Annotated in this window: 15 protein-coding genes; 13 read left to right on the forward strand and 2 right to left on the reverse strand. The window is 39.4% G+C overall.

The window, feature by feature from the left end:
- The first annotated feature begins 198 nt into the window (after positions 1-198).
- From rsxA to gloA, 8 genes are read left to right on the forward strand one after another with little or no spacing between them, the layout of a single operon-like run.
- The gene (gene rsxA / locus Q1K78_RS11910; protein ID WP_300178800.1) at positions 199-780 is read left to right on the forward strand and encodes an electron transport complex subunit RsxA; all 582 of its coding nucleotides are present in this window, start codon (positions 199-201) and stop codon (positions 778-780) included.
- A gap of 2 nt (positions 781-782) precedes the next feature.
- On the forward strand, positions 783-1,364 hold the full coding sequence (gene rsxB / locus Q1K78_RS11915; RefSeq protein WP_300178803.1) for an electron transport complex subunit RsxB: 582 nt from the start codon (positions 783-785) through the stop codon (positions 1,362-1,364).
- A gap of 3 nt (positions 1,365-1,367) precedes the next feature.
- A complete protein-coding gene (gene rsxC, locus Q1K78_RS11920; RefSeq protein ID WP_300178833.1) occupies positions 1,368-3,518 on the forward strand; it encodes an electron transport complex subunit RsxC in 2,151 nt (716 codons plus the stop codon).
- Between the two features lie 2 nt (positions 3,519-3,520).
- The gene (rsxD, locus tag Q1K78_RS11925) at positions 3,521-4,576 is read left to right on the forward strand and encodes an electron transport complex subunit RsxD (RefSeq protein WP_300178836.1); all 1,056 of its coding nucleotides are present in this window, start codon (positions 3,521-3,523) and stop codon (positions 4,574-4,576) included.
- Positions 4,577-4,580: 4 nt separating this feature from the next.
- Positions 4,581-5,213, forward strand: coding sequence for an electron transport complex subunit RsxG (gene rsxG / locus Q1K78_RS11930; protein ID WP_300178839.1), 633 nt, complete (start codon positions 4,581-4,583; stop codon positions 5,211-5,213).
- Positions 5,213-5,899, forward strand: coding sequence for an electron transport complex subunit E (locus Q1K78_RS11935; protein WP_300178842.1), 687 nt, complete (start codon positions 5,213-5,215; stop codon positions 5,897-5,899). The genes rsxG and Q1K78_RS11935 overlap by 1 nt, the downstream gene beginning before the upstream one ends.
- Positions 5,900-5,919: 20 nt before the next feature.
- Positions 5,920-6,555, forward strand: coding sequence for an endonuclease III (nth, locus tag Q1K78_RS11940; protein WP_300178844.1), 636 nt, complete (start codon positions 5,920-5,922; stop codon positions 6,553-6,555).
- Between the two features lie 40 nt (positions 6,556-6,595).
- Positions 6,596-7,012: a lactoylglutathione lyase gene (gene gloA / locus Q1K78_RS11945; RefSeq protein ID WP_300178847.1), complete on the forward strand. Its 417-nt coding sequence runs from the start codon at positions 6,596-6,598 to the stop codon at positions 7,010-7,012.
- 89 nt (positions 7,013-7,101) lie between these two features.
- Here gloA and Q1K78_RS11950 read toward each other — a convergent pair whose 3' ends face one another.
- Complete coding sequence (locus Q1K78_RS11950) at positions 7,102-7,980, reverse strand: OmpA family protein (RefSeq protein ID WP_300178849.1); 879 nt, start codon at positions 7,978-7,980, stop codon at positions 7,102-7,104.
- Positions 7,981-8,169: 189 nt separating this feature from the next.
- On the opposite strand from Q1K78_RS11950, the gene rnt reads away from it, so the two are divergent.
- The 3 genes from rnt (at position 8,170) to Q1K78_RS11965 (ending at position 11,707) form a co-directional block, all read left to right on the forward strand.
- On the forward strand, positions 8,170-8,835 hold the full coding sequence (gene rnt / locus Q1K78_RS11955; RefSeq protein WP_300178939.1) for a ribonuclease T: 666 nt from the start codon (positions 8,170-8,172) through the stop codon (positions 8,833-8,835).
- Positions 8,836-8,882: 47 nt separating this feature from the next.
- Positions 8,883-10,211 carry a Na+/H+ antiporter family protein gene (locus Q1K78_RS11960; RefSeq protein WP_300178853.1) on the forward strand — a complete coding sequence of 443 codons (1,329 nt, stop codon included), beginning with the start codon at positions 8,883-8,885 and terminating at the stop codon, positions 10,209-10,211.
- 182 nt (positions 10,212-10,393) lie between these two features.
- On the forward strand, positions 10,394-11,707 hold the full coding sequence (locus Q1K78_RS11965) for a response regulator (RefSeq protein WP_300178856.1): 1,314 nt from the start codon (positions 10,394-10,396) through the stop codon (positions 11,705-11,707).
- A 154-nt stretch (positions 11,708-11,861) separates the two neighbouring features.
- Here Q1K78_RS11965 and grxD read toward each other — a convergent pair whose 3' ends face one another.
- On the reverse strand, positions 11,862-12,197 hold the full coding sequence (grxD, locus tag Q1K78_RS11970; protein WP_060990545.1) for a Grx4 family monothiol glutaredoxin: 336 nt from the start codon (positions 12,195-12,197) through the stop codon (positions 11,862-11,864).
- A gap of 235 nt (positions 12,198-12,432) precedes the next feature.
- Here grxD and sodB point away from each other — a divergent pair, with 235 nt between their 5' ends.
- Positions 12,433-13,017: a superoxide dismutase [Fe] gene (gene sodB, locus Q1K78_RS11975; RefSeq protein ID WP_300178861.1), complete on the forward strand. Its 585-nt coding sequence runs from the start codon at positions 12,433-12,435 to the stop codon at positions 13,015-13,017.
- Between the two features lie 210 nt (positions 13,018-13,227).
- Positions 13,228-13,734 (forward strand): VC2046/SO_2500 family protein, encoded by a 507-nt coding sequence (locus tag Q1K78_RS11980; protein WP_300178864.1) that lies wholly within the window; start codon positions 13,228-13,230, stop codon positions 13,732-13,734.
- The last annotated feature ends 108 nt before the right edge of the window (positions 13,735-13,842 follow it).

The raw sequence follows: 13,842 nt of genomic DNA on the forward strand, positions 1-13,842 counted from the left end.
GAACGCCGGACTGTTAATCCGTATGTCGCTGGTTCAAGTCCAGCAAAGGGAGCCAAATTTTAAAGCCTTGTCTAACGACGAGGCTTTTTTTTGCTTCTTTTTTGCCTAAAGATTAAAAACCTATTCTTTCTATGGTTGTTATCACGCTCTTAAAGTCCGATAATAACCAGATCACCTATTATCATAAAAATCATTGGCATGACTGAGTATCTATTACTACTTGTTGGTACTGTTTTAGTGAACAACTTTGTACTGGTTAAGTTTTTGGGTCTTTGTCCATTTATGGGCGTCTCTAAAAAACTAGAAAGTGCAATCGGAATGGGCCTTGCGACAACCTTTGTCCTAACCCTCGCTTCAGTGTGTTCATATCTTGTTGAAACCTATATTTTAACGCCTCTTGGCATTGAATATTTACGCACCATGAGTTTTATTCTTGTGATTGCAGTTGTCGTTCAATTCACGGAAATGGTTGTACATAAAACAAGTCCAACATTATATCGTGTCCTTGGTATTTTCTTACCTTTGATCACAACGAACTGTGCTGTTCTTGGTGTGGCCTTACTTAATGTATCTGAGAATCATAATTTCATCGAATCCATCATCTATGGCTTTGGTGCTGCCGTTGGTTTTTCATTAGTTCTCATTCTTTTCTCTGCTATGCGTGAACGTATTGCCGCTGCTGATGTTCCTTTGCCTTTTAAAGGTGCGTCTATTGCAATGATCACCGCAGGTTTAATGTCTTTAGCCTTCATGGGCTTTACTGGTTTAGTGAAATTATAAACATGAGTTCAATTTTAATCGCTGTTATTGCTATTGCTGCACTCGCCTTAATCTTTGGATTAATTCTAGGATTTGCGTCAATTAAATTTAAAGTGGAATCAGATCCTATTGCCGAACAGATCGACGCTATCTTACCCCAGACACAATGTGGCCAATGCGGATACCCAGGGTGTAAGCCTTATGCGACAGCCATTGCAAATGGGGATGACATAAACAAATGCCCTCCCGGCGGTCAAGCGACGATTGAAAAATTAGCCGATCTCATGGGAGTAGATGTCCCGAGTACTGATGATGAAGTCGTAAATGTAAAGACAATCGCCTTCATCCATGAAGACATGTGTATTGGCTGTACCAAATGTATTCAAGCTTGCCCAGTGGATGCCATTGTCGGTGGCACAAAAGCCTTACACACCGTGATTGAAGCTGAATGTACTGGCTGTGATTTATGTGTTGCTCCCTGCCCAACAGATTGTATTGAAATGATCCCTGTAAGCACGACACCTGATAATTGGAAATGGGATTTACATACTATCCCTGTTGTTAATCTTCCGGCAGATAAGCCTTCTCAAACATCGGAGCTGTAACCCATGTTGTCCATTATCGAACAAATTAAACAAGGCCAACTGTGGGATTTTCATGGTGGTATCCATCCGCCTGAAAATAAAACCATCTCAACTCGTAACGTAATTCAACAGGCCGGAGTTCCAAATGAACTCATTTTGCCATTAAAGCAACATATTGGTAGTAAAGGGGACATCTTAGTTGCTGTCGGTGAGCTCGTGCTAAAAGGCCAACCACTCACGCAAGGTAATATTGCCATGTGTGTGCCTATTCATGCGCCTACATCTGGAAAAATCACTGCCATAGAGCCAAGAACCGTCGCTCACCCTTCTGGTTTAACTGACCTTTGTATTGTCATTGAATCAGATAACAACGATCAATGGATTGACGATCGAGAACCTATCACTGACTTTTTCAATCAAGATCCTATTGATCTTATTGAGCGTATTCGTCAATCCGGTATTTCAGGCATGGGTGGTGCTGGTTTCCCTACCAGTAGAAAGCTACAAAGTGGTATTGGTAAAGCAGATATATTAATTATTAATGCCGCTGAATGTGAACCTTATATCACTGCCGATGATCGTTTAATGCAAGATTATGCGGAAGAAGTCGTTACTGGTATTAAGATCCTCCAACATATTTTAACGCCTAAATTGGCCGTTATCGGTATTGAAGATAATAAGCCAGAAGCAATAAAAGCATTAAATAGGGTAATTACTGATCATGATAATATCGTGATCCGAGTGATCCCAACCAAATACCCATCGGGTGGCTCTCGTCAGTTAGTTAAAATTTTAACCGGTAAGGAGGTTCCTGCTAGCGGCCGTTCTACAGATATAGGCGTTATCGTGCAAAACGTAGGAACTATTTTTGCGGTTAAACGTGCAATCTGTGACGCTGAACCTTTAATTGAACGAGTCGTCACATTGACTGGAAACAGTCTTGATGTTCCGGGTAATTTTTGGGTTCGTTTAGGAACTACTGTTGATCATTTAATGACATTGGCTGGTTATAAAGCCGATAAAAAACACCCTAGAATTATTATGGGTGGTTCGTTAATGGGCTTTACTCTGCCACATAAGCAGATCCCTATAACTAAAATTACCAACTGTATTATTACACCAGACAGAAAAGAGCTGCCCCTTTATAATCATGAAATGGCCTGCATTCGATGCAGTAGTTGTGCTGATGCCTGCCCTGCTGCTTTATTACCTCAGCAATTGTATTGGTACGCAAAATCAGAAGAGTTCGATAAATGTGAAGAATACCATTTATCTGATTGTATTGAGTGTGGTGCTTGTGCCTATGTTTGCCCAAGTGAAATTCCACTGGTTCAATATTATCGCCAAGCAAAATCAGAAATTTACGCTCGCAAGCAAGATGCGCAAGCTGCTGATCGTGCCAAAGTTCGCTTTGAAGAAAAAAATGCGCGAATGGAACGCGATAAAGCAGAACGTGAAAATAAATTCAAACTGGCTGCAGAAAATCGACGTAAAGAAATGAAAACAGAAACCTCAGCAGGCTCAGGAAATGATGCGATTGCCGCTGCAATTGCGCGAGTCAAAGCTCAAAAAGCCGCTGAAGAATCTGGTGTAGCTAGCCCAAGACCTGCTGTTGCAGCAGCAATTGCGCGCGCTAAAGCCAAGCAAGCAGAAGCGCTCAAAGCGAACACCGCTGAACCTGACAATTCTGAAATGGCAAAATTACGCGAAGAGCGTAAGCAACAATCACGAGAACGGAAAGCAAATCTTGCCGCAGAAACTAATAATTCTGAAGTAAATAATACAGAGTCAGAAAAAATCGCTGATACCGCTAATAAAAAAGATGCCGTTGCTGCTGCCATTGCTCGTGCAAAAGCGCGCAAAGCAGCACAGGCAGAAAAAGAAAGTGGACCTACTGAAACAGTAGCAACCGCTGCCGTTGAAAATGAATCAGCATCTGAACCAGTCGATCCTAAAAAAGCAGCCGTCGCCGCAGCCATCGCTCGTGCAAAAGCGCGCAAAGCAGCACAGGCAGAAAAAGAAAGTGGTCCGACTGAAACAGTAGCAATCGCTGCTGTTGAAAATGAATCAGCATCTGAACCAGTCGATCCTAAAAAAGCAGCGGTAGCCGCTGCAATAGCGCGAGCAAAAGCACGCAAAGCAGCTCAACAAATTGAAAAGAATAAGGAAGAGTAACAGTGGCCTTTTTTATCACTAGCTCACCACACGCTCACAGTAAAAAGAGTACAAGAACCATCATGAAACTGGTTGCCTTAGCGACAATACCAGGTCTACTCGCTCAAACTTACTTTTTTGGTTGGGGCTCCTTCCTACAAGTTTTGATTGCTATTATTACTGCAATTTCAGCAGAAGCATTGGTCTTAAAGTGTCGTAAAAGACCACTTAGACCTTATCTCAGTGACAATAGTGCCTTGCTAACAGGAGTATTACTTGCTCTTGCTATTCCACCACTGTCTCCTTGGTGGATAACGGTTATTGGTGTGATCTTTGCCATCGTTATAGCTAAGCATTTATATGGCGGATTAGGGCAAAACCTCTTTAATCCTGCCATGGCTGCTTATGTAGTATTACTGATCTCTTTCCCTGTACAAATGACCACGTGGTTACCAGTAAAGGTGCTACTTACTGAAAGTATCAGCTTCTCTGATTCCATCTGGTTAATACTTAATGGATTAAGCCAAGACGGTTTTTCGGTTCATCAACTCACTATGAATGTTGATGGTATGACAATGGCAACGCCATTAGATACCGTAAAAACAGGCCTTAAAGCAGGATTAACGACCAATGAGATTTTAGCGGCTCCTATTTTTAATAGCGTTGCTGGTTTAGGTTGGTTATGGGTAAATATAGGTTTCTTACTTGGTGGCCTTTTCTTACTACAACAACGTCTTATTCATTGGCATATTCCGGTGAGTTTTTTAGCAAGCTTGTTTGTCATAAGCAGCTTATTTTCTCTTTTCTCACCAGATACAGCAACATCACCGCTGTTTAATTTATTCTCGGGTGCAACCATGCTAGGTGCTTTCTTTATTGCTACCGATCCGGTTTCTGCGGCAACGACACCTAAAGGCCGCTTATATTATGGCGCTCTTATTGGTGCTCTAGTTTACATTATTCGTACTTGGGGTGGTTTCCCTGACGGGGTTGCTTTTGCGGTTCTCCTAACCAACATGTGTGTACCTTTAATTGACTACTATACAAAACCAAGAACCTACGGCCATAAAAAAGGGTAATTCTATGCTACAGACAATGAAAAAAAGCAGCCTTGTTTTGGTCTTATTTGCTATTGCTTCCACTGCATTAGTTACCATTACTTATGCATTAACCAAAGATCAAATTGCGTATCAACAGCAGCAACAGTTATTGTCCACCTTAAATCAAGTGGTACCAACTGAGCAACATGACAATGAATTATTTAAAGCTTGTACCTTAATCTCAAATGCAGACGCATTAGGCACAGAGGAAGCAATGCCAATCTACCTAGCCTCATTAAATGGCAAGCATTCCGGCGCAGCAATTGAAGCCATTGCTCCTGATGGATATAGCGGTGCAATTAAAATTATCGTTGGTGTTGATGCTGATTCAATGGTAACGGGCGTTCGCGTACTATCACATCAAGAAACACCTGGATTGGGCGATAAAATTGATACTCGTATTACTCGCTGGGTTGATGGATTCTTAGGCAAAAGTGTTGATTCTGTCGAGGACAGTAGCTGGGCCGTTCAAAAGGACGGTGGTCAATTTGATCAATTCACTGGTGCAACAATTACACCAAGAGCCGTAGTTAAAGCCGTAAAAAAAGCAGTTTGGTTTTATAAAACACACCAAGATGAACTGCAAACTCTTCCACTTAATTGTGAGGCTAACTAATGACAACGAATAAAGAATTACTCAAAAATGGATTATGGGATAACAACCCTGCCCTAGTGCAATTATTGGGGTTGTGTCCTCTACTTGCTGTTTCAGCAACCGTAACTAATGCCTTAGGTTTAGGTATTGCGACGACTTTAGTGCTTATTGGATCTAATTTAATCGTGTCTCTTGTTCGTCAATGGATCCCACAAGAAGTTCGTATTCCTGTATTTGTAATGATCATTGCCTCACTAGTAACCTGCGTTCAATTATTAATGAATGCCTATGCTTATGGTTTATATCTATCCCTTGGTATCTTTATTCCATTGATCGTAACAAACTGCATCATCATTGGTCGTGCTGAAGCCTTTGCCTCAAAAAATGATCCTATCCCTGCAATATTAGATGGCTTGTGGATGGGATTAGGTATGACGGCTGTTCTAGTCTTACTTGGCGCTATGCGTGAAGTATTAGGTAATGGGACCTTATTTGATGGGGCTGATTTATTACTTGGTGACTGGGCAACCGTATTACGAATTGAATTATTCCAAGTAGATAGTCATTTCCTATTAGCAATGCTTCCTCCTGGTGCCTTTTTAGGGGTCGGTTTTCTTATTGCATTAAAAAACATTATTGATAAAAGAATAAGCGATCGCCAACCTAAACAGCAAAAAATAGAAATCGAGCGCGCGCGAGTTTCATAGATAAGGACATAAAAAGCAGTATGAATAATATAAAACGACGAGAAATATTAGAACGCTTACGAGCTGATAATCCGCACCCACAAACGGAACTTGAATGGTCAACGCCGTTTGAGTTATTAATTGCTGTTTTATTATCTGCGCAAGCAACCGATGTGAGTGTTAACAAAGCCACACGCAAGCTCTACCCTGTAGCAAACACACCTCACTCTATTTTAGATTTAGGCGTTGATGGCTTAAAAACGTACATAAAAACGATTGGTTTGTTTAATACCAAAGCTGAAAATGTCATTAAAACCTGCCGTATGTTAATTGATCTCCATGATAGTGAGATCCCAGAAGACCAAGACGCATTAGAAGCACTTCCAGGTGTCGGACATAAAACCGCAAACGTAGTACTTAACACCGCGTTTGGTTGGCCGACAATTGCGGTTGATACTCATATTTATCGTGTCTCTAATCGAACTAAACTCGCAATGGGTAAAACCGTTAATGATGTTGAAAAAAAATTGGTTAAAGTGGTGCCAAAAGAATTCAAATTAGACGTTCACCACTGGCTTATTCTTCATGGTCGTTATACTTGTATCGCTCGAAAACCACGCTGTGGTAGCTGCATGATTGAAGACCTATGTGAATTCAAAGAAAAAACAGAAGTTTAATACTAATCTGAATAATCAAATTAAAAACTGGAGCAAAATAATGGCTAATGGACGCATTTTACACACGATGATCCGTGTAGGTAATTTAGATAAATCAATTGAGTTTTATACCAAAGTTATGGGAATGGATCTTCTTCGTCAAAACACCAATGAAGAATACAAATATACTCTCGCTTTTCTTGGTTATGGTGATGAATCTCAAGGTGCAGTTATCGAATTGACTTATAACTGGGGTACTGAAGAATATGATATGGGTAATGCTTTTGGCCATATTGCTATCGGTGTCAATGATGTTTATCAAACTTGTGATGCAATCAAAGCCGTGGGTGGAAATGTGACTCGTGAAGCAGGCCCAGTAAAAGGCGGTTCAACACATATTGCTTTTGTTAAAGATCCAGATGGCTACATGATTGAGTTAATTCAAAATAAAAGTGCTTCAGCCGGTTTAGAAGGCTAATAAGCTCAATATCCACTTAAATAAAAAGGCGTCTATTTATTAGACGCCTTTTTATTATTAACACTTTTTCTAATTAACGCTTTTTCTAATTAAATAATCGTTCTACCTAAAGAGATAACCACGCGTCGGTTTTTATTCTTACCAATTGGTGTTGCGTTATCCGCAATAGGACGACGCTCACCATAAGATTGAACTCGAATACGGTCAGCAGGTAAGCCAATTGATTCAAAGTAATTTTGTAATTTCACCGCTCGTCTTTCTGATACTTGTTGATTGACGTTTTTACCGCCACTCGAATCGGTGTAGGTTGCCACTAAAACTAAGTCGACATCTTTGGTGTATCGAATAAAATCTGCAATTTGAGATAAGCGTTTTTTCGATGATTTATTCAACTCATCACTATTTTTATCAAAATGCAAAATAGTAAATGAGATATCTTCAAAACTGTAAGGTAATAAATTGGCAATACACATACTGAACACGTTGTATTGCTCTTGGAATACCACTGGAGATAACGCAACTTCAATTAACTGCTTAGGACTCTGCCAATCAGCATAGGTAAACGTAGGAAAGCGACCATTTTCTAACTCTGCTAGCATTGACCATGCTGTTGTTCCGCCAACATAACCATCAAATTGCTTAAAGAATTTTAAATTTATCATTGCATCAGCACTTTCACCCGGCGTCCAACGAGGTGGCATCGACACTAAATTCACAGAACGAGTCTCTCCCATTGGGCGGCTCATTTTTAGCTCAAAATCCAAATTTATCTTTTTATTTGCGTACGATGAAAATTCTGCGTTACCATAATTTGGAATATTATGAGATAAGCGACACTCTAATGGCGAGTTTTGTAACATCGTCCATTTTGATTGCTCAGGTTTCGCAACATAGTTCTTATTTGCTAATACTGGAGTAGCAATCAATGAGCTTACTAACAGAGCTGAAGTAAAAAGTGTTTTTTTCATAATACCTAAATCTATGGGTCATGCCGTTGACGATGGTCTAACTAAAGCAAAAATTAGACCAATAATACTGATTTTCCCTCTTCACCCTATTTAACTTCAATAAATATATCCTCATCACACCTTATTTACAGTTTTTATGCTAACGATAATCTGCAATAATAGCGGCAACATTTTCTTACGTACCGAATGATGACTGAAGTAGAGCAACATAATTTATTAAAAAAACGTTTTCGTGGTTACTTCCCTGTAGTTATTGATGTTGAGACCGCTGGTTTTAATTCAAAAACCGATGCTTTACTTGAAATCTGTGCAGTCACTTTAGCAATGGATGAAGAAGGCTATTTAAAGCCAGCAACCACTATTCACTACCATGTTACCCCTTTTGAAGGTGCCAATCTTGAACAAGAAGCCTTAGATTTCATCGGTATTCGTGACCCATTCAGTCCTTTACGTGGTGCAGTAACCGAAGATGTGGCTTTAAAAGAAATTTTTAAACTCATTCGTAAAGAGCAAAAACAACATGATTGCCGACGCGCTATCATGGTGGCTCATAATGCCAATTTTGATCACAGCTTTGTAATGGAAGCTGCTGAACGAACGAAATTAAAACGCATTCCTTTTCATCCATTCTGTACTTTTGATACTGCCGCAATCAGTGGCTTAGCTCTTGGTCAAACCGTATTAGCGAAAGCGTGTAAAACGGCAGGAATGGATTTTGACGGAAAAGAAGCACACTCTGCTCTTTATGATACGGAAAAAACAGCGGAACTGTTCTGCCATATCGTAAATAAATGGAAAGATCTTGGTGGTTGGCCTCTAGCGCCAGAACCAGAAAGTGATACTAATAATAAATAACTGGCTACTTTACTAACAACACAACATTTACAGGGAAACTAAACAAAATGAATCCAATCATTCTTTCTGTTTCAGTAATGCTTATCCTCGCTTTACTTAGAGTTAACGTTGTTGTTGCTCTAACATTCAGTGCACTAATCGGCGGATTAGTCGGTGGTTTATCATTATCTGATACTATTTCAGCTTTTGAAGGGGGCTTAGGTGGTGGTGCGACTATTGCACTAAGCTACGCAATGCTCGGTGCTTTTGCTGTCGCTATCTCTAAGTCAGGCGTGACTGATTTATTGGCTCATAATGTAATTAAACGCATTAATGGCAAAGATAATCTACACGCGGCAACAGGGGTTAAATATCTTCTACTCTGCTTGATTTTATTAATCACCATTTCATCTCAAAACGTAGTTCCTGTGCATATTGCTTTTATCCCAATTCTAATCCCACCATTGATCCAAGTATTCAATAAATTAAAACTGGACCGTCGTTTAATTGCATGTGTTCTTACCTTTGGTTTAGTGACCCCTTACATGATCCTTCCTGTTGGTTTTGGAGGGATATTCCTTAACAATATTCTATTAAAAAACCTGCATGACAATGGCCTTGATGTTATAGCAAGCCAAGTACCTCTAGCGATGGCTTTACCCGCTCTAGGTATGGTTACAGGCCTCTTAATTGCTATTTTTATCTCTTATCGCAAACCGCGTACTTATGTCGATATCGATAATGCAGAAATGCAAGCCACTAACGCAACGCCTACGTTTAATAAACGTCACATCCAAATCTCTATTGTCGCTATTATTGCCGCTCTTTCCGTTCAATTGGCAACAGGCTCAATGATTGTTGGTGCGTTAGCAGGTTTTATGGTGTTTACTTTTGGCGGCGTTATTGCGTGGAAAGAAACTCAAGATGTCTTTACTCGTGGCGTCCATATGATGGCAATGATCGGCTTTATTATGATTTCAGCCGCAGGTTTTGCCGCAGTAATGAAAGCGACTGGCGGTGTTGAGATACTCGTTGATTCATTATCAACCTCTATCGGTGATAACAAGCCTCTTGCTGCGCTATTAATGCTCATTGTCGGCTTATTAGTAACAATGGGCATCGGTTCATCCTTTTCAACCATCCCAATCATTGCCACTATTTATGTCCCACTTGCCGTTGCATTTGGCTTCTCACCGATGGCTACCATTGCCTTAGTCGGTACTGCTGCTGCATTAGGTGATGCAGGTTCACCAGCCTCTGATTCAACATTGGGGCCAACATCTGGCCTGAATGCAGATGGTCAACATGAACACGTATGGGAAACTGTTGTTCCTACATTCCTACACTACAACCTTCCATTGATTGCTTTTGGTTGGATTGCGGCGATGGTTCTATAACTAGCTAATTAACCAATTTATTACATTGATAATTCAGTTAATTTATATATGAAAAGCGGCAGTTAATCTGTCGTTTTTTATATTAAGAACAAATATTTTTTTCTTCAACAGTTCGTTTTATCTATATTTCATCAAAACACTTGCTATACTCTGCCGCTGTCTAGTCATCACCTATTATTAACATGAAATTAATTAAGCTTTCCTCATTTCTCATCATTGACGACAGCACTGTCATTCAAAATGCTATTAGAGCATTGCTCAGCCGTATAGGGGTTCCAACTAACAATGTAGTTTGTTGCCCTACCGCTGGTGCAGCTGTTGGTGCCTTTAAACAACACAAATTTGATGTTCTTTTTGTTGATCATAATCTGGGGCACGGCAGCACAGGTCTTCAAATGTTGGAACAATTGCGTCTACTAAAATTGATCAACGATAACACCCTTGTTTACATCATCACTGGTAATGAAGATCCACAAATTGAATTAGCCTACAGTGATTACAAACCAGAAAAGTACATACAAAAGCCGATCCGCCCAGAAGAAATCATTAAGGTTATTAATCATGATTTAATCAAGCGTCAATTCGCTGTAGCAATGATCTCAGCGTATACCAAAGATGGACTTGCTGGTGTAAAACCTCTTATCTTTAAAGCCCCAAATAAAGTAATCCTTAAAGATTCGATGTTAAAGCTGACTTCCCGGTTAATAAAAGTAAATCGATTAACCGAAGCATTAAGTGTGAATAAAGCGCTATTGTCTATTATTAAAGAATCGGTCGACGTTGAAATACAACAAGCCGAAATTTATATCACACAACAAAATTGGGACGCAGCCAATCAAGTCATTGATGCGTTGCTTCCACAGAATGAAACCAACAATCTTCACTTATTAGACCTAAAAGCTCAAATCGCATTTTATCGTAATAATTTATCTATTGCGATCCGCTATTGGAAAAAAGGGTTTGAATTAGCGCCCTATTCTTATTTACGTTTTAGCCATTTAGTTTGGTCTTTATTAGCAAAAGGCGAGCGCTATGATGCGTTTGATTTGCTAACAAAATACGCCTACTTATTGCCAAATTCAGCATTTGATAGCGCAGGTAAACGAGCAATGGCTGCATGGGGGGATTTATTCTTAGCGTCAGAAGAGACTCTTCAAGATTGGTCACCTGAAAGTTCATGGCAGCGTGTTAGTGTAAAACTGAAAGGGCGTTTACGAGGCATACCTTGTACTTCAGCCCAACGAGCATTATCCGCCTTATGGCAATTAAAAATGAATCGATATGGCGAAGCGAATCGCTTAATATCAGATATAGAATTTTCTGATATTACTGACTATGAAACTGCTTATATTGTGTATTTAGTCTATTGTGAAATGAAATTAGATGATGAAAAAGAAGCCATTGAAGAGAAGTGGTTGAGTAAAATAAAAGAAGGTAAGACAATGTTAGCTAAGCTACAAACACTTGCTTTTGAAAAAGAAAAAGCATCTGCATAATTTTAATTTAATGATACCAATCCGGATAAGTAGTTGTTCTATTCATTCTTGGCGTTGTTATTAAGTCTATAGTTATTAAAAAAGCCACGTATTATCAAAAATACGTGGCTTTTTAATTAAACAAATCATAAATAAAGTATGAATGTTTTAATTCTTACTCAGCTTCAGGTGCATTACGTTGTGCAGCTTCTTGAACTAGAGGCTTTAATTCGCCCTTTTGGAACATTTCAAGAATGATGTCACAACCGCCAATTAACTCACCTTCAACCCAAAGTTGTGGGAAGGTAGGCCATTGTGCGTATGCTGGAAGTTCAGCACGAATGTCTGGATTTTGTAGGATATCTACATAAGCAAATTTCTCGCCGCAGTTCATTAGCGCTTGAGATGCTTGAGATGAAAATCCACAGCTTGGAAGCTTAGGAGAGCCTTTCATATATAAAATGATGTGATTTTCAGCAATTTGTTGCTTGATCTTATCGATAGTTTCCATTGTATCCTCTAATGGGTCGACACTAAGTTGTATTCATTCTACTTGTTATGCTCCCAGAAAAAAATACCTAATATTTGTAAGAGTATTATTTATTGAAAATTCACCACTTTTTCTTTTAATAAAATCAAAACTTGCTAGAATCAAATCGAAGTCAGAATAATTTATACACTCAATTGAGCGCATATTTTTGGAATTTAGTGAGGCGTAGACCTCTTATAAAATGGAGACATGAGCAATGTCATTTGAATTACCAGCTCTACCGTTCGCAAAAGACGCATTAGAACCACACATCTCAGCTGAGACTTTAGATTACCACCACGGCAAACATCACAATACTTATGTGGTTAAGCTTAACGGTCTTATCCCAGGTACAGAATTTGAAGGCAAAACGTTAGAAGAAATCATCAAAACTTCTACTGGTGGTGTTTTCAATAACGCAGCACAAATCTGGAACCACACGTTCTACTGGAACTGCCTAGCTCCAAACGCTGGCGGCCAACCAACTGGTGCAGTAGCTGCTGCTATCGACACTGCATTTGGTTCTTTCGAAGAATTCAAAGCTAAATTTACAGATTCAGCAATCAACAACTTCGGTTCTTCTTGGACTTGGCTTGTTAAAAACGCTGACGGTTCTCTAGCTATCGTTAATACATCTAACGCAGCGACTCCTCTAACAGACGAAGGCGTTACACCGCTTCTTACTGTCGATTTATGGGAACACGCTTATTACATCGATTTCCGTAACGTACGTCCTGACTACATGGGTGCGTTCTGGTCTCTAGTAAACTGGTCTTTCGTAGAAGAAAACCTAGCTAAATAATCCTATGATTTAATTAACCGCGTCTATAACGGTTAATATCAAAGCAAAAAGGTCGGTATTTATACTGGCCTTTTTTTATTTCCTTAATTTGCGGTAACGCTTTGCCTTACATTAGAAAGTAATTACAAAAAACGGCAATTAATTTCCTAAAAAAGCTAAAGTTTTTCAATTCTGTTCCGATAAGTATTTATCATTAAGAGGAATTGATTCATGAAAGTACATACTTTAGATAAAGCAGAGTTAATCAGTGAAATTCAATACGGTTCAAACCTAAACCATGCTATGGAAGCAGGTCGCCGTGCAGATTTTGCTTTAATGATGTCTTTACTCTCTAATGACTTACGTGAAAATACACCCGTTGAAAAAGTAGATGAGAAAAAAGTAACTGAAGAGCTACTTCGCAAACGCTTCCAATTAGCTGATGCCCAAATTCTACGTAGCAATGAAGAAAGTTACTCTCGCGCCGCTTCTCAAGCAAACCAATTTCATAATGGTGGCTTAGCAAGTGCTAAACTGCAATACGGCTTAGCTCCTGATGCTATGGCTTATATGCCACAAGGTACTTGTAATTTACCAGAAGATGTTTACCACAACCTTTCAGGGCACCAACGCCGTCAATTAGAATCAGGTAATGAGATCTTTAACGCTATTCCTCAAGATCTATATAACGAACTAGTAACTGCTAAAGGTCATTCAGAAATGAACCTTTACGTTTAACATTTACGATTTGTAGCCTATTTTTTAACCTACCTCTCTTTCCTGCCCACAACTCTCATTAATATAAATCTATTATGTGAGTTAGTTCATAAATACAAATATTGAATT

Source organism: uncultured Aliivibrio sp. (assembly GCF_946479765.1).
Taxonomy (GTDB): domain Bacteria; phylum Pseudomonadota; class Gammaproteobacteria; order Enterobacterales; family Vibrionaceae; genus Aliivibrio.

Bases quoted from the DNA above. Each gene is read 5' to 3' on its own strand.
- rsxA (WP_300178800.1), top strand. From the start codon at position 199: ATGACTGAGTATCTATTACTACTTGTTGGTACTGTTTTAGTGAACAAC.
- rsxB (WP_300178803.1), top strand. From the start codon at position 783: ATGAGTTCAATTTTAATCGCTGTTATTGCTATTGCTGCACTCGCCTTA.
- rsxC (WP_300178833.1), top strand. From the start codon at position 1,368: ATGTTGTCCATTATCGAACAAATTAAACAAGGCCAACTGTGGGATTTT.
- rsxG (WP_300178839.1), top strand. From the start codon at position 4,581: ATGCTACAGACAATGAAAAAAAGCAGCCTTGTTTTGGTCTTATTTGCT.
- Q1K78_RS11935 (WP_300178842.1), top strand. From the start codon at position 5,213: ATGACAACGAATAAAGAATTACTCAAAAATGGATTATGGGATAACAAC.
- nth (WP_300178844.1), top strand. From the start codon at position 5,920: ATGAATAATATAAAACGACGAGAAATATTAGAACGCTTACGAGCTGAT.
- gloA (WP_300178847.1), top strand. From the start codon at position 6,596: ATGGCTAATGGACGCATTTTACACACGATGATCCGTGTAGGTAATTTA.
- Q1K78_RS11950 (WP_300178849.1), bottom strand. From the start codon at position 7,980: ATGAAAAAAACACTTTTTACTTCAGCTCTGTTAGTAAGCTCATTGATT.
- rnt (WP_300178939.1), top strand. From the start codon at position 8,170: ATGACTGAAGTAGAGCAACATAATTTATTAAAAAAACGTTTTCGTGGT.
- Q1K78_RS11960 (WP_300178853.1), top strand. From the start codon at position 8,883: ATGAATCCAATCATTCTTTCTGTTTCAGTAATGCTTATCCTCGCTTTA.
- Q1K78_RS11965 (WP_300178856.1), top strand. From the start codon at position 10,394: ATGAAATTAATTAAGCTTTCCTCATTTCTCATCATTGACGACAGCACT.
- grxD (WP_060990545.1), bottom strand. From the start codon at position 12,197: ATGGAAACTATCGATAAGATCAAGCAACAAATTGCTGAAAATCACATC.
- sodB (WP_300178861.1), top strand. From the start codon at position 12,433: ATGTCATTTGAATTACCAGCTCTACCGTTCGCAAAAGACGCATTAGAA.
- Q1K78_RS11980 (WP_300178864.1), top strand. From the start codon at position 13,228: ATGAAAGTACATACTTTAGATAAAGCAGAGTTAATCAGTGAAATTCAA.